We start from the raw sequence: 23,382 nt of genomic DNA, 5'->3' as shown, positions 1-23,382 counted from the left end.
GGGGATTACCCATAGGAACGGCGGCTGGGCTCCGGAGTTCGCCGCTCAGGCCTGGGCGGCGAAGCTCAGGGCCTGTTGCAGGGCGGCCTGGCCGACCACCTCGCCGATCACCAGGATCGCCGGACTGCGCAGCTGGAAGAGCGCGGCGTCCGCCTGCAGATCCTGCAGGGTCGAGCGGCACTCGCGCTGGCTGGGCAGGGAGGCGTTCTCGATCATGGCCACCGGGGTGGTCAGGGCCAGACCGCCGTCCAGCAGGCCCTGCTGGATCTCGGCCAGGCGGGCCACGCCCATGTAGACCACCAGGGTGGTGCCGGTGGCGGCCAGGGCCGGCCAGTTGGGCGCACTGTCGTCCTGGGTGTGGGCGGTGACCAGGGTCACGCCTCGGGCTACGCCTCTCAGGGTCAGGGAGATGCCGCAGGCGGTGGCGCCGGCCAGGCCGGCGGTGATGCCGTTGACGATCTCGCTGCTGACGCCACGGGCGGCCAGCCATTCGGCTTCCTCGCCGGCGCGACCGAAGATGCAGGGATCGCCGCCCTTGAGCCGGGCCACGCAACGGCCCTGGCGGGCATAGCGCAGCATCAGTCGATGGATGAAGGCCTGGGGCGTGGAGCGGCAACCGCCGCGCTTGCCGACGCGGATCACCCGGGCGTTCGGACAGTGTTCGAGCACCGCCGGATTGACCAGGTCATCGATCATCACCACCTCGGCCTCACCCAGGGCGCGCACGGCCTTGAGGGTCAGCAATTCGGGATCGCCGGGGCCGGCACCGATCAACCAGACTTTCCCGCTCATGTAGTGACCTCTCGTATCCAGGGTGGCGACTGTAACGCAAAAAAAAGGCGTCCCGCTGCAAGCAGCTGGGACGCCTTTGTCCGGAGGGTCTTTCCTCGCCGTTGAAGAAAGACCTAAGTTGTCTGAGGATTTGCAGGCTTCGTGCCAGTTGCCCCAGCGAGACAAATCCCGGGTTTGTGCGCGCGGGAGACCGCAAAATCGCCCCGTTTCGAGGCGTGCTGCCTCGAAACGGGGCGAATCATCAGGCTACGGCACCGGGGTGGCTGTGCTTCTCGTAGAGGAAGCTCAGCACCGCGTGGCGATAGCCGTTGTAGCGGGGATCGTCGACCAAGGTGATGCGATCGCGCGGCCGCGGCAGGTCGATGGTGAGGATCTCGCCAATGGTGGCCGCCGGGCCGTTGGTCATCATGACGATGCGATCCGAGAGCAGCACCGCCTCGTCCACGTCGTGGGTGATCATCATCACGGTGTTGCGCAGTTCGCTCTGGATGCGCATCACCTCATCCTGCAGATGCGCCCGGGTGAGGGCGTCCAGGGCGCCGAAGGGCTCGTCCAGCAGCAGCACCTTGGGCTCCATGGCCAGGGCCCGGGCGATGCCGACCCGCTGCTTCATGCCACCGGAAATCTCGCTGGGTCTTTTGTGCAGGGCATGGCTCATGTTGACCATTTCCAGGTTGTGCAGCGTCCAGGCATGGCGCTCGGCCTTGCTCTTGGCGCCCCTGAACACCTTGTCCACCGCCAGGGCGACGTTCTCGTAGACCGTCAGCCAGGGCAGCAGCGAGTGGTTCTGGAACACCAGGCTGCGCTCCGGACCAGGACCGCGGACCTCGCGGTTCTCCAGCAGGATGGAGCCGGAGGTGGGTTCGATCAGGCCGGCGACGATGTTGAGCACCGTCGACTTGCCGCAGCCGGAGTGGCCGATGATGGAGATGTACTCGCCGCGTTCGATCTTGAGATTGACGTCGCGCAGCACCGTGGAGGTCAGGCCGTTGCGGGTGAAGCTCTTGTCGACGTGTTCGATGCTCAGGTAGGGCTGGGCCATGGTGGGAGTCCTCTAGTTCGCGGTGCCGCGGGTGACCAGCCGGCCGATGAGGGCCACCAGCCGGTCGAGCAGGAAGCCGATGACGCCGACGTAGACCAGCGCCAGGATGATGTCGCTGATGCGCGAGGCGTTCCAGGCATCCCAGATGAAGAAGCCGATGCCCACGCCACCGATCAGCATCTCGGCGGCGATGATGGCCAGCCACGACAGGCCCACGCCGATGCGCAGGCCGGAGAAGATGTAGGGCGCGGCGGCCGGCAGCATGATCTTCTGGAAGTATTCCCAGCCATTCAGGCGCAGGACGCGCGCCACGTTGCGGTAGTCCTCTGGGATGTTGCGGATGCCTACCGAGGTATTGATGATGATCGGCCAGATGGCGGTGATGAAGATGACGAACAGCGCCGAGGGGTGGCTGTCCTTGAAGCCGGCCAGGGACAGCGGCAGCCAGGCCAGCGGTGGCACGGTGCGCAGGACCTGGAACAGTGGATCGAGGCCGCGCATGGCCCAGGCCGACTGGCCCACCAGCACGCCCAGGGCGATACCCACCACGGCGGCCATCAGGTAGCCGTAGGCGACGCGTTCGAGGCTGGCCAGCAGTTGCCAGGCCATGCCCACGTCATTGCCGCCGTTGTCGTAGAAGGGCTGGGTGATCAGCTCCCAGGTGTCGTTGACCACCTGGCTCGGCGGCGGCAGGGCCGCGCCGGGGCGACTGCACAGCAGTTGCCAGACGATCAGCAGCAGGGCGCCCACCACCAGCGGTGGCAGGCCATTGCGCAGCACCTGCTGGCCGAAGCGACGCAGACGGGTTTGCGGACGAAAGGTCGCGAGGGCCTTGGGCGGCCGGGTGTGGGCGTTCATCGGCGGCACTCCTTGAGGGATGGTGGACGTCAGGCCTTGAGCGTCAGGCTGGCGAGATAGGCCTTGGGATCGGCGGGGTCGAACACCTTGCCGTCGAAGAAGCTTTCCTTGCCGCGCGAGTTGCTGGCGGGAATGTCGCCGGCCGGGACACCGATGGCCGCCGCCGCTTCGCGCCAGAGATCGGCGCGGTTGACCTTGGCGATCAGGCCCTGGGCATCCAGGTCGCCGGGTAGATAGCCCCAGCGCTGGTTCTCGGTGATGAACCAGAGGTCGTGGCTCTGGTAGGGGAAGGAGGCATGCTCGTTCCAGAACTTCATCAGGTGCGGACTGTTCTGCACCACCCGGCCGGTACCGTAGTCGAAGGTGCCCTGCAGGCGGCCGACTACGTCCTCGGCGGGCGCGCCGATCCAGCGCCGCTTGGCGCAGATCTCGGCGACCTTCGGCTTGTTCGCCGCCACGTCGCAGTATTGCTGGGCCTCCAGTACCGCCTTGAGCAGCGCCACGGTGGCCTTGGGATTGGCCTGGACATAGTCGCCGCGCAGGGCCAGGGCCTTCTCGGGGTGATTGGCCCAGAGCTCGCCGGTGGTCAGGGCGCTGTAGCCGATGTTCTGCTTGATCAGCTGGGCGTTCCAGGGCTCGCCGACGCAGAAGGTGTCCATGTTGCCGACCTTCATGTTGGCGACCATCTGCGCCGGGGGCACCACCAGGGTGGTGATGTCCTTGTTCGGGTCGATACCGTTGGCTGCCAGCCAGTAGCGAATCCACAGATCATGGGTGCCGCCCGGGAAGGTCATGGCGGCCGAGGTCTTCTTGCCAGCGGCCTGGCGCGCGGCCAGGGCGGTCTTGAAGCCGCTGGCGTCTAGGCCGACCTTCTGCTCCTTGTAGTCGTTTGACAGGGAGATGCCTTGGCCGTCGACGTTCAGCCGCGCCAGCAGCGCCATGGGCAGCGGCTGGCCGTTGGGGGTGATCTTGCCGGAGGCCAGGTGATAGACCATGGGGGTGAGGATGTGGGCGCCGTCGATGCCATTGGCCGCCGAGCCCAGCACCAGGTTGTCGCGGGTGGTACCCCAAGAGGATTGCTTGAGCACCTCCACCTCGGTCATGCCGTACTTGGCGAACAGCCCGAGCTCGTCGGCGACGAACAGCGGCGCCGCATCGGTGAGGGCGATGAAGCCCAGTTTGGCCTTGGTCGTCTCCACGGCATCGCTGCCGGAGGCCCAGGCGGCGGACCTCAGCCCGGGTGGCAGCAGCGTGAGCGCGGCGCCAGCGCCCAGTACGCCGAGCGACTGCTTGAGGAAACTGCGGCGGGGGAGTCCGCGACCGGCCTGGTCATCGTTACGCGAGCTGTCGTCCATCGTCCTTCCTTATTTCGCGGGCACAAAAAAAGGCATCCACTCTCGGCAGGCTTGGGCTGCGAGCGTGGACACCTTCGTCCGGGGATTGCTGTGGGAGCGCATGGCGCTCGCCAGGGCTTCTGCAGGGACTGTGCCAAGCCCGGAATCCCGGGCGATCCAGGCCTTTTACGGTTCCTGGGCGCACAGTCAGGGGGCGTTCCGCTGGCGGGGTGCGCCCTGGCGGCGCATGGAAGGTGCCGAACGGGCCCAGGCAGTACGATGGCCAATACTGATCGATGAATAGTACCGACCTAGGGCTCCTGGCCGAGTAGCTGCCGGACCAGTTCGGGCAGCGGTCGGCCACTGCGCATCGCCAGTCGCTGCAGATGCTGGTGGGCGTCCGCCTCCGGCAGTTGCAGTTGCTGCATGAGCTGCTGCTTGGCGCGCTCCAGCAGCTTGCGCTCGACCAGGGAGCGGCGGGTTTCCTGAAGCTCCGCCTCCACCTCATGCAGGCGTCGGGTCTGCTCGTGCAGCAATTCGAGGATGCCGGGCTGACCTTCGCCTGGCCGGGCTTCACCCAGCGGATTGGCGGTCAGGCTGAACAGCAGTGGCGTGCTGGGCTCGCGGTCGAGCTCGGCCAGGCGGCGGGACAGCTTGCGATGGCTGTCCAGGTCCGCCCGGGCCTGGGCGATGCTCTTCGCACAGCGCGCGCGGAGCTCCAGGACCAGGTGCTGGGCGACCTCCTGCATGGCGTCCAGGCGGCGGGTATTGAGTTCGAACCAGATTTCGGCCAGCGCCGGCTCCACCTGGGCACTCGCCGAGGTGCGCTGGGCGACGCCGCGCAGCCGTTCGATCTGCTGCCGCGAGGCGCACTCCTGCACCCCGTGCCAGAGGACCAGGGCCTGGGGATCGGCATGGTCGAGGAAACCGGCGAAGCAACGGGCCTGGCCACTGTCCAGGTCGTCGAGACGGGCCAGCAGCACGGCATCGAAATGACCCTGGGCGAAGCCGACCACGCCGGTCGCCCGGGCCTGGCCCGCCAGTTCCTTGCCCTGCATGAAGTTGAACAGCGCCACCAGGGCCCGGCTGAGACCCGGGTCGCTCGCCGTGTCGGCCGCCTCGAAGATGACCGCCAGCAAGCCACCGATCAGGTGCGAGAAGGCCGCGGTGGCCTCTTCCATCCCCAGGCGCCGGTCGAGCACGCCGCGCCTCAGGCCCGGCAGGCCATCGAGCAGGTGCAGGACACAGGCGATGCGATTGAGCAGGCGCGGGCGATCCTGGGCCAGGCTGGCGTCGAAGGTGTCCAGGCCTTCGCGCAGGCGCGTCTCGCTGCAGCGCGTCGTTGCCGAATGCCGTTCCAGGGCGCTGCGATAGCGATCGCTACCCGTCCCCAGCAGGATATTGCTGAAGCCGCGCTCGCGCTGCAGGTCATGCACCAGCGCGCTGGCGTCCTCCACCAGCTCGCAGGTCAGGGCAAGACCCTCCAGTTGCTGCAGTTCGCAACGGCGGGCCGCCAGCATGAAACGCAGGGCAGGGGGCATCTGGCGATCGGACATGGGGCGAGACTCGAACAGGAGGCTGGCCAGTGGCCTGCAAAAGCTGCTCCAGACCGGGACGCCTCAGTGGCGATAGAGCCACAACAGCCCGAGCACCAGGTTGGCCAGAAGCGACAGGGTCGCGACCACCTGCCAGGTGCGCAGCGGATCGCGGTGCAGCAGCGGCAGAGCGCGGACTGCCGGCTGCCGCTCGCCCTGCTCTAGCAGCAGCAGGGCTTCTTCCGCGGTTTCGAAGCGCTCGGCGGGGTCGACCGCCACGGCCCGCTGCAGCCAGTCGTCGAGCCAGGCCGGTACATCCGGACGCCGGCGCAGGGCACTGGCGGGCGTGCCGAAGCGTGGGCGCTGGAAGGGCTCCACCTCGCCGTAGGGATAACCATCGGTCAGCAGTTGATAGAGGGTCACCCCGGCCGCATAGAGGTCCTGGGCGGGACTCGGCTCGGCGCCTTCGAAGGATTCCGGGGCCCGGTAGCTGGGGGTGCCCGGACTGTCCTGCAGATCCTGGGACAGTTGCGGACAGTAGGCCAGGCCGAAGTCCAGCAGGCGCAGTTCGCCGTCTTGGCCGCGGTGCAGATTGTCCGGCTTGATGTCGCGGTGAAGGATGTTGCGTCTGTGCAACTGGCCGAGCGCACGCAACAGGCGCGAGGCGACGTCCAGCCAGTCGGCCAGGGCCAGGGGCCCGTCGCCGGTCAGTTGCTGCGCCAGGGTGCGCCCCGGATATTCGCGCTGCACGAAATAGAGATGGGCGCGCCGTGGCAGCGGATGCACCTCGACGAAGGCGCGGCCGGCGACGCGCCGCAGGAACCACTCCTCCATGAGCAGGGCATGACCGGCCAGAGTGTCGAATTGCAGCGCCGCGGGCAGGGTCTTGAGCAGCCAGGGGCGGCCACCCTCGTCGGTGACCCGGTAGAGCAGCGATTGCCGCGACTCGGCCAGGCGCTCCACCACCGTCCAGCCCTCGAAGGCCTGGCCAGGCTTCAAGGCAGGCAGCGGCGGCCAGGTGTCGGCATTGGCCAGGGTATCGGCCAGGGAGATGTCCGGCAGGCGATCGACCCGCACCAGCAGGGCGCTGGCATTGTCCTGGCCGCCGGCATGCAGGGCGCCAGCCACCAGCGCCTGAGCGGTGGCGTCCAGATCGCTGACGCAGTCGACGAGGATGCGCCTCATGCTGTCTTCGCCCAGCGCGGCCCAAACCCCATCGCTCACCAGCAGCAGGGTTTCGCCGGCTTCCAGTTCGCCTTCGCGAAAATCCACCACCAGGTGGTTTTCCAGCCCCAGGGCGCGGGTCAGCACATGCTGCATGCCGGCCTGCTGCCAGACGTGGTCGACGGTGAGACAGGTCAGCCGACCGCCATGCCAGCGATAGGCACGGCAGTCGCCGACATGGGCCAGGGTGTAGCGCCGCCCGCGGATCACCAGGGCGGTAAGGGTCGTCAGCAGTGGCTGGCCATTGCCGGCGGCCTGCAGCCAGCGATTCTGCGCCAGCAGTAGCCGTTCCAGGGCCTGGGCCACCGGCCAGGTCTCCGGCGTGGAGTAGTAGTCCTGGGCCAGGGCCTGGAGCGTCGCGCGCGCGGCCAGGCCACCGTCCGGACAGCCGCTGACGCCATCGGCCAGGGCGAACAGATGTCCCTTGGTCGCCGCCAGGGCCGCACTGGGCTGGACGCTGCGCAAGGCGTCCTGGTTTTCCTTGCGCGGACCGGTCGCGGTGGCTTCGGCAAAGGCGAGTTCTAGGGGCATGGAAGGGGCGCCGGCAGGGAGGGGCGACAGCCGATGCAAAAGCGATACCCGTTCACCGGACGCCCCCGGACCCTCACCAGATTTCCACGCGTTTCTCGTCCGGTCGGACCATGGCATCGCCCACCTTGCAGCTGAACGCCTGGGCAAAGGACGGCATGTTGGACGGCGCGCCGATGGCGCGGAATCTCATGGGCGCATGGGGATCGGTGTTGAGCGAGAGGCGTAGCTGTTCCTCACGCACGGAGCTGCGCCAGACCCGTGCCCAGTTGAGGAAGAAGCGCTGCTGCTGGGTGTAGCTGTCGAGGGTGCGGTTGGCTTCCTCCGGCTTCTTCGCCAGCGCCAGTTGCAGGGCGTCGTAGGCTGCATTGATGCCGCCGAGATCACCGATGTTCTCGCCCAGAGTGAGCTTGCCGTTGACGTGCAGGTCCGGGTGATCCGGCAGCGGACGATAGTTGTCGAATTGCTCCACCAGCTTGCCGGTGCGGGCCTCGAAGGCCTTGCGATCGGCCGGGGTCCACCAGTCCACCTGGTTGCCGGCGCCGTCGAACTTGCTGCCCTGGTCGTCGAAACCATGGCTGGCCTCGTGGCCGATCACCGCGCCGATGCCGCCGTAGTTGATGGCGTCGTCGCCGTCCGGATAGAAGAACGGCGGCTGGAGGATGGCGGCCGGGAAGTTGATGGTGTTGTCGGTGGGGCTATAGTAGGCATTCACCGTCTGCGGGTACATGCCCCATTCCTGGCGGTCGGTGGGCTTGCCGATCTTGTCCAGGTCATGGCGATAGTTGAAGCGCGAGGCGGCTTCCAGGTTGGCGTAGAAGCCCTGGGGCTTGAGGGTCAGGCCGCTCCAGTCGCGCCAGCGCTCGGGATAGCCGATCTTGGGCAGGAAGCTGTCCCACTTGGCCAGCGCCTTCTGCTTGGTCTCGGGGCTCATCCAGTCGAGCTGCTCGATGCGCGCCTTGAGCGCCAGCATCACGTTGTCCACCAGCTCCTGGGCGCGGGCCTTGGCCTGGGGCGAGAAGTGCTCTTGCACATAGAGCTGGCCAAGGCCTTCGCCCATGGCACCGTTGACCGTGCGCAGCACCCGCTTCCAGCGTTCGCTCTGTTGCTGCTGGCCGCTCAGGGTCTTCTGGTTGAAGTCGAAGCTCTCCTGCTGGAAGGGTTTGGACAGCAGCGGCGCCGCATCGTCGATCACATGGGCGCGCAGATAGGCCTGCCATTGCTCGATGGGGGTCTCGGCCAGCATCCGGTCGAATTCGGCGAAGAAGCCGGGCTGGGACAAGGAAAAGCCCTGCTGGCCAGTGACGCCCTGGCTGGCGAAGAAGGCTTGCCAGTCGAAATGCGGCGTGACTTTGTTGGCTTCGGCGAAGCTCAGGTAATGATACTGGTTCTCCGGATTGCGCAGCTCCACCGGCTTGACCGAGGCGCGCGCCAGGCGACTTTCGAAGGCCAGTACCAGCTCGGCCTGGGCGGCCGCCTGGGCTTTGGGTACCCCGGTCAGGACCAGCAGTCGGGCGATGTGACCCAGATAGGCCTGGCGCAGCTTGGCGTAGTCGGCCTCGGTGTAGTAATCGGGGGTGGGCAGGCCCAGGCCGCCCTGGTAGGCATAGGCGATCTGCTGCTTGGCATTCTGGTAGTCGGCGCCGGAACCGAAGGAGAACACCTGCATGTCGCCGCGGGCGAAGCTCTGTTGCAGGTACTTCACCACGTCGGCCGTGGTGCGTAGCTCATCGATGGCGGCCAGTTGCGCCTGGATCGGCTGATAGCCGGCGCGCTCGATGGCGGCTTCGTCCATGCCCGAGCGATACAGCCAGCCGATCTTCTGTTCTACCGAACCCGCTTCCGCGCGATCCGCCGAGCGCGCGGCACGTTGCAGGATGGCGTGCTGGTCGTTGAGTGATTTTTCCCCCAGGGCCATGAAGGAACCCCAGCGCGACTTGTCCGGCGGGATGGGGTTGGCCGCCACCCACTTGGCATTGACGAAGGTGTCGAGGTCGGTACAGGCGGTTGCCGGGTCACCCAGTTCGGTGACGTCGAAGACAGGGGCGGCGAAAGCCTGGCTGCCAAGCAGCAGGCCGATGGTCAGGGCGAGGGGTTTCAACGCAGGCATGGGAGAAAGCGGTCTCCAGAAAAGGGCAGAAGAAGGCAGAGTAGGGGTCGAGGGTAGCGGTCACGGTGCGACCCTGCCAAGGGCGGGTGTTTCACCGGGGCCAGAAACGACGATCCCCGCCGAAGCGGGGATCGTGGGCGGCGTCTGGGATCAGAACACCGTCAGCTGCGCCAGTTGCAGCAGCGGCTGCGGATAGACACCCAGCACGAAGGTGGCGATGGAAATGGCGATCAGCATCACGCCACCGGCGCGCTGACCCCAGTTCATCGGCGCATCGTGGCGCTGCAGGCCCTGCTCGGTCAGGTACAGGGTGACCATCACGCGCAGGTAGTAGAACAGGCCGATGGCGCTGCCCAGCACGATGGCCGCGGTCTGCCACCACATGCCCGCTTCCACGCCCACGGTGATGACGTAGAACTTGCCGATGAAGCCGGCGGTGAGCGGGATGCCGGCCAGGGACAGCATCATCACCGTCAGCGCCGCGGTCAGGTACGGACGGCGCCAGAACAGGCCGCGGTACTCGAACAGGGCATCGGCGTCACGCTGGCCGTTGCTCGGGCTGGACATCAGGGTGATCACGCCGAAGGCGCCCAGGCTGGTGAAGACATAGGTCACCAGGTAGACCGCCACGGCTTCCATCGACAGGCCTTCGCCCGAGGCCACCGCCACCAGCAGGTAACCGAAGTGGGAGATGGAGGAGTAACCCAGCAGCCGCTTGAGGTTGCTCTGCATCAGCGCCAGCAGGTTGCCCACCAGCATGGAGGCGATGGCGATGAAGGCGATGGCATCGTGCAGCCAGCCGTCTTCGGTGGCCATGGGCATGGTCTGGAACACCCGTACCAGCACGGCGAAGACGGCGACCTTGCTGGCGGTGGCCAGGAAGGCACCGACCGGAGCCGGCGAGCCCTCGTAGACGTCCGGGGTCCAGAGGTGGAAGGGCACCAGCGACAGCTTGAAGCCGAGGCCGACGATCAGCATGCCGAGGCCGATTTCCATCAGCAGGCCGGTGCTGGCCGGGGCGTCCATCTGCATGCCGATGTCAGCGAAGTTCAGGCTGCCGGACTGGGCGTAGAGCAGGGCCATGCCGAACAGCAGGATGGCCGAGCCGGCGGCGGACAGCACCAGGTACTTCATGCCGGCTTCCAGGGAACGGCGATTGAAGTAGCTGTAGGCCACCAGGCCGTAGACCGGTACCGACAGCAGTTCCAGGCCGATGAACAGGCCGGCGACGTTCTGCGCCGCCACCAGCACCAGACCGCCGGTGGCGGAGATCAGCAGCAGCAGGTACAGCTCTTCACGGTTGCCCGGATAGCCTTCCATGTAGGCGTGCGACAGGGTCATGCAGGCCAGGGTGGCGATCAGGATCAGCGCCATGTAGAAGCAGCTGAAGCCGTCGATGCGCAGCAGCGGGGTGACGTCGATGGCGCCGACGCCCAGGGCCGGGATGCAGGACAGCAGGGCCAGGTTGAGACCGATCACGCCCAGGGTCGGGATGATGGTGTGATCCCGCCGCCAGGCGATGCCCAGCATCACCACCACGGCGGTGAGGCCGGTGATGCTGATCGGCAGGAGGGCGATGAAGTGTTCGTAGGTAAAGGTCATGGCGCTCTTACCGGGCGGAAACGAGAGAGGAGAAGGCTTCGCCGAGCCACTGCTGGACACCGGCCATGCTCGCGGCCGAGGTATCCAGCACCGGCTGCGGGTAGACGCCGAGCAGCACCAGCAGCACGCCAAGCAACAGCAGCATCGACAGTTCCCGTGCGTTCAGACCCGGCAGGGCACCCTCGGCCTTGGCTGGGCCGAAGTAGGCACGGTGGATCATGATCAGCGAATAGACCGAGGCGAACACCAGGCCGAAGGTGGCGATGACGGTGATCATCGGTACCACCGGGAAGGCGCCCAGCAGGATCAGGAACTCGCCGACGAAGTTACCGGTACCGGGCAGACCCAGGGACGCCGAGGCGAAGAACAGACTCAGGGCCGGCAGGTAGGGCAGGCGTGCCCAGAGACCGCCCATCTCGCGCATGTCACGGGTATGCATGCGCTCGTAGAGCTGGCCACAGAGGATGAACAGGCCGGCGGCGGAAAGACCGTGGGCGATCATCTGCACCACCACGCCCTGCAGCGCCTGGGGGCTGCCGGAGTAGATGCCGATCAGCACGAAGCCCATGTGCGAGACGCTGGAGTAGGCCACCAGGCGCTTGATGTCGGTCTGGGCGAACGACAGGATGGCGCCGTAGAAGATGCCGATGATGCCCAACCACATGGCGATCGGCGCGAATTCCGCCGAGGCGTTGGGGAACAGCGGGATGGCGAAGCGCAGCAGGCCGTAGGCGGCGGTCTTGAGCAGGATACCGGCGAGGTCGACGGAACCGGCGGTTGGCGCCTGGGCGTGGGCATCGGGCAGCCAGGAGTGCAGCGGCACCACCGGCAGCTTCACCGCGAAGGCGATGAAGAAGCCCAGCATCAGCAGGTACTCCAGCTTGGGGTCCAGCTGCAGCTGCAGCAGGTCTTCGTAGTCGAAGGTCAGGACGCCGGTCGCACCGTAGTTCACCAGTACCAGGGCGATGATCGCCACCAGCATGATCAGGCCGCTGGCCTGGGTGAAGATGAAGAATTTGGTGGCGGCGGTGATGCGGCTCTTCTTGCCGTCCGCGGAGCTATGGCCCCACAGCGCGATCAGGAAGTACATCGGCACCAGCATCATTTCCCAGAAGAAGAAGAACAGGAACAGGTCCAGCGCCAGGAACACCCCCACCACGCCGCCGATGATCCACAGCAGGTTGAGGTGGAAGAAGCCGACGTGGCGCTGCACTTCGCGCCAGGAGCAGGTCACCGCCAGCACACCGAGCAGGCCGGTGAGCAGGATCATCAGCAGCGACAGGCCGTCGAGGCCGAAGTGCAGGCTGATGCCGAAGCGCGGAATCCAGTCCATCTGGAATTCCGCGGTCCAGGCGGTTTCGGCACCAGGGGCCGGCGCCAGGCTGTAGTCGCCGTGGGCCCACAGCCAGAGGCCGAGCGCCAGCTCCAGCAGCATGGTGAACAGAGCGATCCAGCGGGGCACCAGCGGGCCGGTCTTTTCCGTGAGGAAACAGAGCAGGCCGCCGATGAAGGGGATCAGGATTAGCCAGGGCAGAAGCATGACGTGTACTTATCCTTAGTCAGGGGGTCAGGCCAGCAGCAGCGCGCCGAGCAACAGCACGGCGCCTCCCACGATGGAAGCCGCGTACCAGCGCAGACGGCCGTTCTCGGTGATGCTCAGTGCCAGGTTGCCACCGCGTGCCAGCATCGGGATCAGGCCGATGGCCTGGTCGAAGGGATCGCGACGCAGTAGGCGGGTCAGCAGCAGGTACGGCTTGACGAAGATCAGGTCGTACAGCCAGTCGAAGCCCCAGGCGTGATACCACCAGGTCCCGAAAAAGCGGCCCGGCGCGCTCTTGGCCAGACCGTTCACGAAGGAACGCTTGCCGAGGAAGAGCAGGGCGGCCAGGAGGATGCCGGCGATGGCGATGGCCCCCGAGGTGATCTCCAGCGAGTGCTTGGCTTCGCCACCGGCATGGCCGACGGATTCCGGCAGCACACCGGCCAGCGGCGGCACGATCATCGCGCCGACGAAGGTCGAAAGCACCAGCAGTACCGCCAGCGGCAGGTTGTGGGCGATGCCGTGGCCGGCATGAGCCTCGGTGTGCGACTCGCCATGGAAGGTGATGAAGATCAGGCGGAAGGTGTAGATCGAGGTCAGGAAGGCACCGGCCAAGCCTGCATAGAGCAGGTAGGTGTGACCGCTGGCCATGGCTTCCCAGAGGATCTCGTCCTTGGAGTAGAAGCCGGCGGTTACCAGCGGCAGTGCCGCCAGGGCCGAACCGCCCACCACGAAGCTGGCGTAGGCCAGGGGGATCTTCTTCCACAGGCCGCCCATCTTGAAGATGTTCTGCTCGTGGTGGCAGGCCAGGATCACCGAACCCGAGGCAAGGAACAGCAGCGCCTTGAAGAAGGCGTGGATCATCAGGTGGAAGATCGCCGGCTGCCAGGCGCCTACACCCAGGGCCAGGAACATGTAGCCGATCTGGCTCATGGTCGAATAGGCCAGGATGCGCTTGATGTCGGTCTGCACCAGGGCGGCGAAACCAGCCAGCACCAGGGTCACGGCACCGACGATGCCGACCAGGTGCAGGATCTCCGGCGCCAGCAGGAACAGGCCGTGGGTCCGGGCGATCAGGTAGACGCCCGCGGTCACCATGGTCGCCGCGTGGATCAACGCCGAGACCGGGGTCGGACCGGCCATGGCGTCCGCCAGCCAGGTCTGCAGCGGCAGCTGGGCCGACTTGCCGACGGCACCGCCGAGCAGCGCCAGGGTGGCCAGTACGATCAGCGGATCACCGCTGGCGAAGACGTCAGGGGCCTTCTGCAGCAGCTCCTGGATGTCCAGGGTGCCCAGGGTCATGAACAGGATGAACAGACCGAAGGCCATGAAGACGTCGCCGACGCGGGTGACGATGAAGGCCTTCAGCGCTGCGTTGCCGTTGGCGCGCTCGCTATAGTAGAAGCCGATCAGCAGGTAGCTGCACAGGCCCACGCCTTCCCAACCGAAGTACAGCAGCAGCAGGTTGTCGCCGAGAACCAGCAGCAACATGCTGAAGATGAACAGGTTGGTGTAGGCGAAGAAGCGCGAATAGCCCTCTTCACCGCGCATGTACCAGGAGGCGAACAGGTGGATCAGGAAGCCGACGCCGGTGACCACGCCGAGCATGGTCAGCGACAGGCCGTCCAGGTAGAGCGCCATGTTGGGCGCGAAGCCCTCCACGTTCATCCACTGCCAGAGGACGATGGTCAGGTGGCCGTCAGCGGGCGGTGTGACGTGGAAGTTCCAGCCGACCCAGGCGGCGACCAGCGCCGCCAGGCCTACCGAACCCACGCCGATCAGCGCGGAGAGATTCTCCGACAGCCGACCGCGGGAGAAGGCCAGCAGGAAGTAGCCGACCAGGGGAAAGGCGAAGGTGAGGGGTAGCAGGTTCATCCGTGCATCTCGCTGGCGGCATCGACGTCGAGGGTGTGGAAGCGGCGATAGAGCTGCAGCAGGATCGCCAGGCCGATACTGGCCTCGGCGGCGGCCAGACTCAGCACCAGGATGAACATCACCTGGCCGTCGGGAGCGCCCCAACGGCTACCCGCGACCACGAAGGCCAGGGCGGCGGCGTTCATCATGATTTCCAGACTCATGAGCACGAAGAGGATGTTGCGGCGGACCATCAGGCCCACCAGGCCAAGGGCGAACAGGGCGCCGGCGAGGGCCAGGCCGTGTTCCAGAGGTATGGCGTTCATTGGCTGTTCTCCAGTCCTTGGCGACTCACTCGCCGATCCCGTCTTTGACGTCGCTGCGGCCCAGGTGGTAGGCCGCGACCAGGGCACCCAAGAGCAGCATGGAGGCCAGTTCGACCGCCAGCAGATAGGGTCCGAACAGACTGATACCCACGGCCTTGGCCTCTACCGAGGTGTGACCGATGGTGGCGCCACCCGGGGTGCGTGCCAGCACCACCAGCAGTTCCACCAGCAGGGCACCGGCGAGGATCGAGGGACCGATCCAGACCTTGGGGGTCAGCCACTTGCGTTCCTGGTCGGCGACGACCGGCCCGAGGTTGAGCATCATCACCACGAAGACGAACAGCACCATGATGGCGCCCGCATAGACGATGATCTCCAAGGCGCCGGCGAAGGGCGCGCCCAGGGCGAAGAACACCATGGACACGGCCAGCAGCGAGATGATCAGGTACAGCAGCGCATGCACCGGATTGGTGTTGGTGATCACCCGGAAGGTGGCCAATACGGCCACCCCGGCGGAGAAATAGAAGGCGAATTCCACGACAGCTCCTTAGGGCAGCAGGCTCTTCACGTTGATCGGCTCTGCCTCGCTCTGCGCGGCACCCTTGGGCTTGCCCGCGATGGCCATGCCGGCCACGCGGTAGAAGTTGTATTCCGGATACTTGCCCGGACCCGAGATCAGCAGGTCCTGCTTCTCGTACACCAGCTCCTGGCGCTTGAACTCGGACATCTCGAAGTCCGGGGTCAGCTGGATGGCGGTGGTGGGGCAGGCCTCCTCGCACATGCCGCAGAAGATGCAGCGCGAGAAGTTGATGCGGAAGAACTCCGGATACCAGCGACCATCTTCGGCCTCGGTCTTCTGCAAGGAGATGCAGCCGACCGGGCAGGCCACGGCGCACAGGTTGCACGCCACGCAGCGCTCCTGGCCATCAGGGTCACGGGTGAGCACGATGCGGCCGCGATAGCGCGGCGGCAGGTACACCGGCTCCTCGGGGTATTGCAGGGTGTCGCGCTTGCGGAAGGCGTGGCCGAAGACCATCACGATGCTGCGCAACTGGGTGTAGGTGCCATGCAGGACGTGCAGGATTTCCTTGATCATGACGGATACCTCACTGGCCGATGGCCGGCGTGGCGGTGTAAAGCACCACCGCGCCGGTCACCAGCAGGTTGATCAGGGTCAGGGGCAGGCAGAACTTCCAGCTGAAGGCCATTACCTGGTCGTAGCGCGGACGCGGAATGGACGCGCGCAGCAGGATGAAGATCATGATGAAGAAGGCGGTCTTCAGGGCGAACCAGAAGAACGACAGCCAGGGCAGGGTGTCCAGGAAGGGACCGTGCCAGCCGCCGAAGAACAGGGTCACCAGCAGCGCCGAGATCAGCACGATGCCGATGTACTCGCCGACGAAGAACATGCCCCACTTCATGCCCGCGTATTCGATGTGGTAACCGTCGGCGAGCTCCTGCTCGGCTTCCGGCTGATCGAAGGGGTGACGGTGGGTGACGGCGATGCCGGCGATGAAGAAGGTACAGAAGCCGAAGAACTGGGGAACGATGAACCACCAGCCCTGGTGCTGCGCCTCGACGATGTCCCTCATGTTGAAGGAACCGGTCACCGCGACGATGCCCATCACCGACAGACCCATGAACACCTCGTAGGAGAGCGTCTGGGCCGAGGCGCGCATGGCGCCCAGCAGCGAGAACTTGTTGTTGCTCGCCCAGCCGGCGAAGAGCACGGCATAGACGTTGACGCCGGCCATGGCGAAGAAGAAAAGCAGGCCGACGTTCAGGTCAGCCACGCCCCAGGTGGGGGTGATCGGAATGACCGAGAAGGCCACCAGCAGCGAGCCCATGGCGATCACCGGTGCCAGGGCGAAGATCATCTTGTCGGCGAACGGCGGCGTCCAGTCCTCCTTGAAGAACATCTTCAGCATGTCGGCGCCGAGCTGGAAGGCACCGAAGGGGCCGACCCGGTTGGGACCATGACGGTCCTGCCAGAGACCCAGCAGGCGCCGTTCGACAAAGCTCAGCAGCGCCCCGCAGATGACCACCGCCAGGAGGATGACGATGGCCTTGAGGACGCCGATCACCACGGCGATGAGGGTAGGGGTGAGCCAGGTCATGCCGCGGCCTCCTGCAGTCCTTCCACGGTAAGGCCGGCGAAGTCCACCGGAATCCCTTCGAAGCCGGCGGGCAGGCCGACCAAGCCAGCGGACAGCTCGGCCTTGATCTGCAATGGCAGGCGCAGTTCCTGACCGGCGACCTGCAGGCGCAGCAGGGCACCTTCGTTGACGCCCAGGCGGTCGGCATCGGCCTTGGCCAGGGCCACGTAGGCCACCGGGATGCGCTCACGCACCGGCTCGGCGCGGGAAGAGGTCTCTTCGCTGCCGAACAGGTGGTACAGCGGTACGGCCTGGAAGCCGGACTCGGCGCCGCGCACGGCAGCGGTCGGCACGGCGAACCAGCTCAGGCGATCACCCTGGGACTCGATCAGGCGTACGCCCGGATCGCCAGCGCGCAGGTGACCACCCACCTCGTCCTGGAACTTATTCCAGGCCTGGGGCGAGTTCCAGCCCGGCGACCAAGCGAAGGGGATCTGCTGACGCGGCTCGGCGCTGCCGGCATAACCTTCCATGGAAAAGGCAAAGGCGGTGTCGGCGTCCTGGGGCGCACGCGGCTCGTGCACGCTGAGGTTGGCACGCATGGAGGTACGGCCACTGTAGCGGTGCGGTTCACGAGCGAGCTTGAGGCCCTTCACCCGGAAGCTGGCGTTGGGCGCGGCATCGCGGATGCCGTCCAATTGCGGTGCGGCGGTGGCCACGGCGTCGGTGACATGGTCCAGTTGGGTCCAGTCCACCGGGCGGTTGTCCAGGGTGTTGCGCAGGGCGTGCAGCCAGCGCCAGCCCTCGCGGACCAGGCTGGAGGGATCGTAATAGCTCGGTTCGTAGACCTGGAAGAAGCGCTGGGCGCGACCTTCCTGGCTGACCAGGGTACCGTCGCCTTCGGCGAAGCTCGCCGCCGGCAGCACCAGGTCGGCGCGCTGGGCGGTGGCGGTACGCTGGTGATCCAGCACCACCAGCACCTGGGCGCGGGCCAGGGCCTGATCCACCCGCTGGGCCGGGGCACGGCGATAGAGGTCGTTCTCCAGCACTACCAGGGCATCGGCCTGGCCATTTTCCAGGGCGGCGAAGGCGTCTTCGACGGACTCGCCGCCGTAGAGCGCCAGGCCCAGGCTGTTGGCTTCGGGCACCACCAGACTCAGGGAGCCGGCCTTGCCCTTGGCGGCCAGGGCCTTGGCCAGGTTGGCGGCGGCTTCGATCAGCGCCGGTTCACCCAGGGAGGTACCGGATACCACCAGCGGCCGTTCGGCGGCCAGCAGGGTTTCGGCGAGCAGGCGCGCCTGCTCGGCGACTTCGCTGGTCAGGCCGTCGACGGCCGGGGCGCTGGCGTCGATGGCGTGGGCCACGGCGTGGCCGAAACGGGCCAGTTCCAGCGGCGAGCCATGCAGACGGGCGTCGGCGACGTCGTCCAGGCGGGTGGCGGCGACGCTGGCGATGAACAGCGGATTGCGCTCGCTCTGGCCGATGTTCTGCACGGCCGCATTGAGCCAGGGCTGGATTTTCTGCGCCGCGGCCATGGCCTCGGGCTTGCCCTTGACGGACTGCCGCAGGGACAGCGCCAGGCGGGCGGCGGTCTGGGTCAGATCCTCGCCGAGGACGAAGACGGCATCGTGCTTCTCCATGGCGCGCAGGGTCGGGACGGGCAGGGGGCTGTCCTTGAGGACCTGCAGCACCAGGCGCACGTTAGCCAGGTCACGAGCGCTCATGCCGCTGGAGAAATTCTCGGCGCCGACCAGTTCGCGCAGGGCGTGGTTGCTTTCCAGGCTGGCGCGGGGCGAACCGATACCGATCACCTTCTTGCCGCGCAGCAGCAGGGCAGCGCGATCCAGGGCGGCGTCGATGCCGGTTTCCAGGCTGCCGTCCTTCAGCAGGGCCTGACGCGGGCGGTCCTTGCGATTGACATAGCCATAGCCGAAGCGGCCACGGTCGCAGAGGAAATACTGGTTCACCGAGCCGTTGAAGCGGTTCTCGATGCGGCGCAATTCGCCATAGCGCTCGCCGGGGCTGATGTTGCAGCCGGAGGAGCAGCCATGGCAGATGCTCGGAGCGAACTGCATGTCCCACTTGCGGTTGTAACGCTCGGAGTGGGTCTTGTCGGTGAACACCCCGGTGGGGCAGACCTCGGTCAGGTTGCCGGAGAATTCGCTCTCCAGGGCACCGTCCTCGACGCGGCCGAAGTAGACGTTGTCGTGGGCACCGTAGACGCCCAGGTCGGTACCGCCGGCGTAGTCCTTGTAGTAGCGCACGCAGCGATAGCAGGCGATGCAGCGGTTCATCTCGTGAGCGACGAACGGGCCGAGGTCCTGATTCTGGTGGGTACGCTTGGTGAAGCGATAACGGCGCTTGTTGTGACCGGTCATCACCGTCATGTCCTGCAGGTGGCAGTGGCCGCCTTCTTCGCAGACCGGACAGTCGTGGGGATGGTTGGTCATCAGCCATTCGATGACCGAGCTGCGGAATTCCTTGGCTTCGGCGTCTTCGATGGAGATATAGGTCTTGTCGCTGGACGGGGTCATGCAGGACATGACCAGGCGCCCGCGGGTGTCATTCTCGTCGGCGAACTGCTTGACCGCGCACTGGCGGCAGGCGCCGACGCTGCCCAGCGCCGGGTGCCAGCAGAAATAGGGGATGTCGAGCCCCAGGGACAGGCAGGCTTCGAGGAGGTTGTCCGCCCCGTCGACCTCGTACGTCTTGCCGTCTACATGGATAGTGGCCATAGGGTTTTCTTCTCACCCGCGCAGGGCGGGTCTGGCTAATGGGAAAACGTTCGCGCCGCCCTGGCGGTCGCCAGTGGCAGCGCCGGCCGGGTCGAGCCCGGCCAGAAAGCGATGGGAGCGGCCCCGAGGGGCCGGTCCTCAGATCACGGTCGCGGAAGCAGTCGGACGAGGTTCGCTGGGCGCCTTGCGCACACCGGCCTCGAACTCCTCGCGGAAATACTTGATGGCACTACCCAGAGGCTCGACGGCGCCTGGTGCGTGGGCACAGAAGGTCTTGCCTGGGCCGAGGAAGTTGACCAGCTGCAGCAGGGTATCGAGATCGCCCTGCTGGCCTTCGCCTTTCTCCAGGCTGCGCAGGAGCTTGACGCTCCAGGGCAGGCCGTCGCGGCAGGGGGTGCACCAGCCACAGGATTCGCGGGCGAAGAACTCTTCCATGTTGCGCAGCAGCGAAACCATGTTGACGCTGTCGTCCACGGCCAGGGCCAGACCGGTGCCCATGCGGGTACCGACCTTGCCGATGCCGCCGGCGTACATCTGCGCCGAGAGGTGCTCGGGCAGCAGGAAGCCGGTACCGGCGCCACCGGGCTGCCAGCATTTCAGCTTGAAGCCATCGCGCATGCCGCCCGCATAGTCCTCGAACAGCTCCTGGGCGGTGATGCCGAAGGGCAGTTCCCAGACGCCGGGATTCTTCACCTTGCCGGAGAAGCCCATGAGCTTGGTGCCCATGTCTTCGCTGCCTTCGCGGGCCAGGCTCTTGTACCAGTCCACGCCACCCGCGACGATGCCCGGCACGTTGCACAGGGTCTCGACGTTGTTGACGCAGGTCGGCTTGCCCCAGACGCCGACGGCGGCGGGGAAGGGCGGCTTGGAGCGCGGGTTGGCGCGGCGACCTTCCAGGGAGTTGATCAGCGCGGTCTCTTCGCCACAGATGTAACGACCGGCACCGGTGTGGACGAACAGCTCGAAGTCGAAGCCGCTGCCGAGGATGTTCTTGCCGAGCAGACCGGCGGCCTTGGCCTCTTCCACCGCGCGCCGCAGGTTGGCGGCGGCGTCGACGTATTCGCCGCGCAGGAAGATGTAGCCACGGTAGGCCTTGAGTGCCCGGGCGCTGATCAGCATGCCTTCCACCAGCAGGTGCGGCAGCTGCTCCATGAGCAGGCGGTCCTTCCAGGTGTTGGGCTCCATCTCGTCCGCATTGCACAGCAGGTAGCGGATATCGAGGGATTCGTCCTTGGGCATCAGGCCCCACTTCACGCCGGTAGGGAAGCCCGCACCGCCGCGGCCCTTGAGGCCGGAGTCCTTGACTTCCTGGACGATGGCGTCGGGTGCCAGCTCGGTCAGCGCCTTGCGCGCCGCGGCGTAGCCGTCCTTCGCCTGATATTCCTCCAGCCAGACCGGGGCGCCGTCTTCACGCAGGCGCCAGGTCAGGGGATGGGTCTCGGGGGTACGGGCGATGCTGTTGGCAGGCCCGAAGGAGGTCAGTCTCATGCGTATCCCTCCAGCAGTTTGGCCACGCCCGCAGGTTGGACATCGCCATGGGTGTCGTCGTCGATCATCAGCGCCGGGGCCTTGTCGCAATTGCCCAGGCAGCAGACCGGCAGCAGGGTGAAGCGGCTGTCGGTGGTGGTCTGGCCCAGACCGATGCCCAGCTGACGCTGGATCTCGCCGACCACGGATTCGTGGCCGCCGATGTAGCAGGTCATGCTGTCGCACACGCGGATGATGTGGCGACCGACCGGCACGCGGAAGATCTGGCTGTAGAAGGTCGCCACGCCCTCGACGTCGCTGGCGGGAATGCCCAGCACCTCGCCGATGGCGTAGATGGCGCCGTCCGGCACCCAGCCACGTTCCTTCTGGACGATCTTCAGGGCTTCGATGGACGCCGCGCGCGGGTCCTCGTAGTGATGCATCTCGTGCTCGATGGCCGAGCGCTCGGTGTCGCTCAGGACGAAACGGTCGGTTTGAATCAGGGTTTCGGTGCTCATGCTCAGCGGTCCACGTCGGCCATGACGAAGTCGATACTGCCCAGGTAGGCAATCAGGTCGGACACCATGCTGCCGCGGATGACGGCCGGGATCTGCTGCAGATGCGGGAAGCTCGGCGTCCGGATGCGGGTGCGGTAGCTCATGGTGCTGCCATCGCTCGTCAGGTAATAGCTGTTGGCGCCCTTGGTCGCCTCGATCATCTGGAAGGCTTCGCCCGCCGGCATCACCGGACCCCAGGACACTTGCAGGAAGTGGGTGATCAGGGTCTCGATGTGCTGCAGGGTGCGCTCCTTGGGCGGCGGCGTAGTGAGCGGGTGATCCGCCTTGTACGGGCCTTCGGGCATGTGCTGCAGGCACTGCTCGATGATGCGCAGGCTCTGGCGCATCTCCTCGACGCGCAGCATGCCGCGGTCGTAGCAGTCGCCGTTGTGGGCGATGGGCACCTCGAATTCGAAGTTCTCGTAGCCGGAGTAGGGACGGGCCTTGCGCAGGTCGAAATCGAGACCGGTGGCACGCAGGTTGGGGCCGGTGACGCCCCACTCCAGGGCTTCCTTGGTGTTGTAGACGGCGACGTTCTTGGTCCGGCCGATGAGGATGCTGTTCTTCATCGCGGCTTTCTCGTACTCGTCCAGACGCTTGGGCATCCAGTCGAGGAATTCGCGGACCAGCTTGTCCCAGCCACGCGGCAGGTCATGGGCGACGCCGCCGATACGGAACCAGGCGGGGTGCATGCGGAAGCCGGTGATGGCTTCGATCACCTTGTAGGCGCGCTGACGGTCGGTGAAGGTAAAGAACACCGGGGTCATGGCGCCGATGTCCTGGATATAGGTACCCAGGAACAGCAGGTGGCTGTTGATGCGGAAGAACTCGGCCATCATCACGCGGATGAAGTCGACCCGCGACGGCACCTTGATACCGGCGAGCTTTTCCACCGAAAGGACGTAGGGCAGGTTGTTCATCACCCCGCCCAGGTAGTCGACCCGATCGGTGTAGGGGATGTAGCTGTGCCAGGACTGGCGCTCACCCATCTTCTCGGCGCCGCGGTGGTGGTAGCCGATCTCCGGAACGCAGTCGACGATCTCTTCGCCGTCCAGCTGCAGAATGATGCGGAAGGCACCGTGGGCGGAGGGGTGGTTCGGGCCCAGGTTGAGGAACATGAAGTCGGAATTTTCCGCATGCTCCTTCATACCCCATTCCTCGGGCTTGAATCTCAGGGTTTCCTGTTCGAGATCCTGCTTGGCGGCATTCAACGCATAGGGATCGAACTCGGTGGCCCGCGCCGGATAGTCCTTGCGCAGGGGGTGCCCCTGCCAGTTGTCGGCCATCAGCATGCGCTTGGGCAGCGGGTGACCGTCGAAATGGATGCCGTACATGTCCAGCACTTCCCGCTCGTACCAGTTGGCATTGGGGAAGATGCCGGTGGCGGTGGGCAGGCGCAGGTCGTTGGCGGACAGGGCTACCTTGAGCATCACATCGCTGTTACGGTCGATGGACAGCAGGTGGTAGAAGACCGTGAAGTCCGCGTTGGGCAGGCCGCGGCGATGGGTCCGCAGGCGTTCGTCCACGCCATGCAGGTCATAGAGCATGACGTAGGGGCGGGGCAGGTTGCGCAGGAAGCGCAACACTTCGATGATTCGTTCGCGCGCCACCCAGATCACCGGCATGCCGGTACGGGTGTCTTGCAGGGTCAGGGCGTCGGCGCCGAATTGGCCCTGGAGTTCGCCAACCACCGACGCTTCGCCGGCAGGGGCGAGCGCAGAGGCGGACAGAGCGGTATCTGCGGTCATGATGTTCCGTCGCTAATCGATCGTCGTCAGCGTG

At 66.2% G+C, this 23,382-nt stretch carries 18 protein-coding genes; all 18 read right to left on the bottom strand.

Going from position 1 to position 23,382, the window contains the following annotated elements; genetic code table 11:
- Window positions 1-45 precede the first annotated feature (45 nt).
- The 18 genes from cobA to nuoC all read right to left on the bottom strand — a co-directional run bounded on the left by cobA (window position 46) and on the right by nuoC (window position 23,348).
- Window positions 46-792: a uroporphyrinogen-III C-methyltransferase gene (gene cobA / locus FEZ61_RS06945; RefSeq protein ID WP_026083990.1), complete on the bottom strand. Its 747-nt coding sequence runs from the start codon at window positions 790-792 to the stop codon at window positions 46-48.
- Window positions 793-1,033: 241 nt separating this feature from the next.
- A complete protein-coding gene (locus FEZ61_RS06940; protein ID WP_017642296.1) occupies window positions 1,034-1,834 on the bottom strand; it encodes an ABC transporter ATP-binding protein in 801 nt (266 codons plus the stop codon).
- A gap of 12 nt (window positions 1,835-1,846) precedes the next feature.
- Window positions 1,847-2,692 carry a nitrate ABC transporter permease gene (gene ntrB, locus FEZ61_RS06935; RefSeq protein ID WP_017642297.1) on the bottom strand — a complete coding sequence of 282 codons (846 nt, stop codon included), beginning with the start codon at window positions 2,690-2,692 and terminating at the stop codon, window positions 1,847-1,849.
- A 29-nt stretch (window positions 2,693-2,721) separates the two neighbouring features.
- Window positions 2,722-4,047: a CmpA/NrtA family ABC transporter substrate-binding protein gene (locus FEZ61_RS06930; protein ID WP_173147943.1), complete on the bottom strand. Its 1,326-nt coding sequence runs from the start codon at window positions 4,045-4,047 to the stop codon at window positions 2,722-2,724.
- 290 nt (window positions 4,048-4,337) lie between these two features.
- On the bottom strand, window positions 4,338-5,582 hold the full coding sequence (locus tag FEZ61_RS06925) for a nitrate regulatory protein (protein ID WP_017642299.1): 1,245 nt from the start codon (window positions 5,580-5,582) through the stop codon (window positions 4,338-4,340).
- 63 nt (window positions 5,583-5,645) lie between these two features.
- On the bottom strand, window positions 5,646-7,316 hold the full coding sequence (locus FEZ61_RS06920; RefSeq protein WP_017642300.1) for a bifunctional protein-serine/threonine kinase/phosphatase: 1,671 nt from the start codon (window positions 7,314-7,316) through the stop codon (window positions 5,646-5,648).
- Window positions 7,317-7,389: 73 nt separating this feature from the next.
- Window positions 7,390-9,423 (bottom strand): M13 family metallopeptidase, encoded by a 2,034-nt coding sequence (locus FEZ61_RS06915; protein WP_242455105.1) that lies wholly within the window; start codon window positions 9,421-9,423, stop codon window positions 7,390-7,392.
- 150 nt (window positions 9,424-9,573) lie between these two features.
- Window positions 9,574-11,025 carry an NADH-quinone oxidoreductase subunit NuoN gene (gene nuoN, locus FEZ61_RS06910; protein WP_173147941.1) on the bottom strand — a complete coding sequence of 484 codons (1,452 nt, stop codon included), beginning with the start codon at window positions 11,023-11,025 and terminating at the stop codon, window positions 9,574-9,576.
- Window positions 11,026-11,032: 7 nt separating this feature from the next.
- Window positions 11,033-12,565, bottom strand: coding sequence for an NADH-quinone oxidoreductase subunit M (gene nuoM / locus FEZ61_RS06905; protein WP_064308993.1), 1,533 nt, complete (start codon window positions 12,563-12,565; stop codon window positions 11,033-11,035).
- A 27-nt stretch (window positions 12,566-12,592) separates the two neighbouring features.
- Window positions 12,593-14,440, bottom strand: a complete 1,848-nt coding sequence (gene nuoL, locus FEZ61_RS06900) for an NADH-quinone oxidoreductase subunit L (protein ID WP_017642304.1) — start codon at window positions 14,438-14,440, stop codon at window positions 12,593-12,595.
- A complete protein-coding gene (gene nuoK, locus FEZ61_RS06895; RefSeq protein WP_007158894.1) occupies window positions 14,437-14,745 on the bottom strand; it encodes an NADH-quinone oxidoreductase subunit NuoK in 309 nt (102 codons plus the stop codon). The genes nuoL and nuoK overlap by 4 nt, the downstream gene beginning before the upstream one ends.
- 25 nt (window positions 14,746-14,770) lie before the next feature.
- Window positions 14,771-15,283, bottom strand: coding sequence for an NADH-quinone oxidoreductase subunit J (gene nuoJ / locus FEZ61_RS06890; RefSeq protein ID WP_017642305.1), 513 nt, complete (start codon window positions 15,281-15,283; stop codon window positions 14,771-14,773).
- 9 nt (window positions 15,284-15,292) lie between these two features.
- Window positions 15,293-15,841 carry an NADH-quinone oxidoreductase subunit NuoI gene (gene nuoI / locus FEZ61_RS06885; protein WP_017642306.1) on the bottom strand — a complete coding sequence of 183 codons (549 nt, stop codon included), beginning with the start codon at window positions 15,839-15,841 and terminating at the stop codon, window positions 15,293-15,295.
- A 10-nt stretch (window positions 15,842-15,851) separates the two neighbouring features.
- On the bottom strand, window positions 15,852-16,862 hold the full coding sequence (nuoH, locus tag FEZ61_RS06880; RefSeq protein ID WP_017642307.1) for an NADH-quinone oxidoreductase subunit NuoH: 1,011 nt from the start codon (window positions 16,860-16,862) through the stop codon (window positions 15,852-15,854).
- Window positions 16,859-19,576, bottom strand: a complete 2,718-nt coding sequence (gene nuoG / locus FEZ61_RS06875) for an NADH-quinone oxidoreductase subunit NuoG (RefSeq protein WP_173147939.1) — start codon at window positions 19,574-19,576, stop codon at window positions 16,859-16,861. The genes nuoH and nuoG overlap by 4 nt, the downstream gene beginning before the upstream one ends.
- Before the next feature lie 138 nt (window positions 19,577-19,714).
- Window positions 19,715-21,064, bottom strand: coding sequence for an NADH-quinone oxidoreductase subunit NuoF (gene nuoF, locus FEZ61_RS06870; RefSeq protein WP_093252346.1), 1,350 nt, complete (start codon window positions 21,062-21,064; stop codon window positions 19,715-19,717).
- A complete protein-coding gene (nuoE, locus tag FEZ61_RS06865; RefSeq protein WP_017642310.1) occupies window positions 21,061-21,561 on the bottom strand; it encodes an NADH-quinone oxidoreductase subunit NuoE in 501 nt (166 codons plus the stop codon). Before nuoE ends, nuoF begins: the two co-directional genes overlap by 4 nt.
- Before the next feature lie 2 nt (window positions 21,562-21,563).
- Window positions 21,564-23,348: an NADH-quinone oxidoreductase subunit C/D gene (nuoC, locus tag FEZ61_RS06860; protein WP_173147937.1), complete on the bottom strand. Its 1,785-nt coding sequence runs from the start codon at window positions 23,346-23,348 to the stop codon at window positions 21,564-21,566.
- Window positions 23,349-23,382: the final 34 nt, after the last annotated feature.

This window comes from Pseudomonas sp. MS15a(2019) (assembly GCF_013277805.1).
Taxonomy (GTDB): Bacteria; Pseudomonadota; Gammaproteobacteria; order Pseudomonadales; family Pseudomonadaceae; genus Chryseomonas; species Chryseomonas benzopyrenica.
Note: the sequence above shows the minus strand (reverse complement) of the source record. Positions and strands in the feature narration are given on the sequence as shown.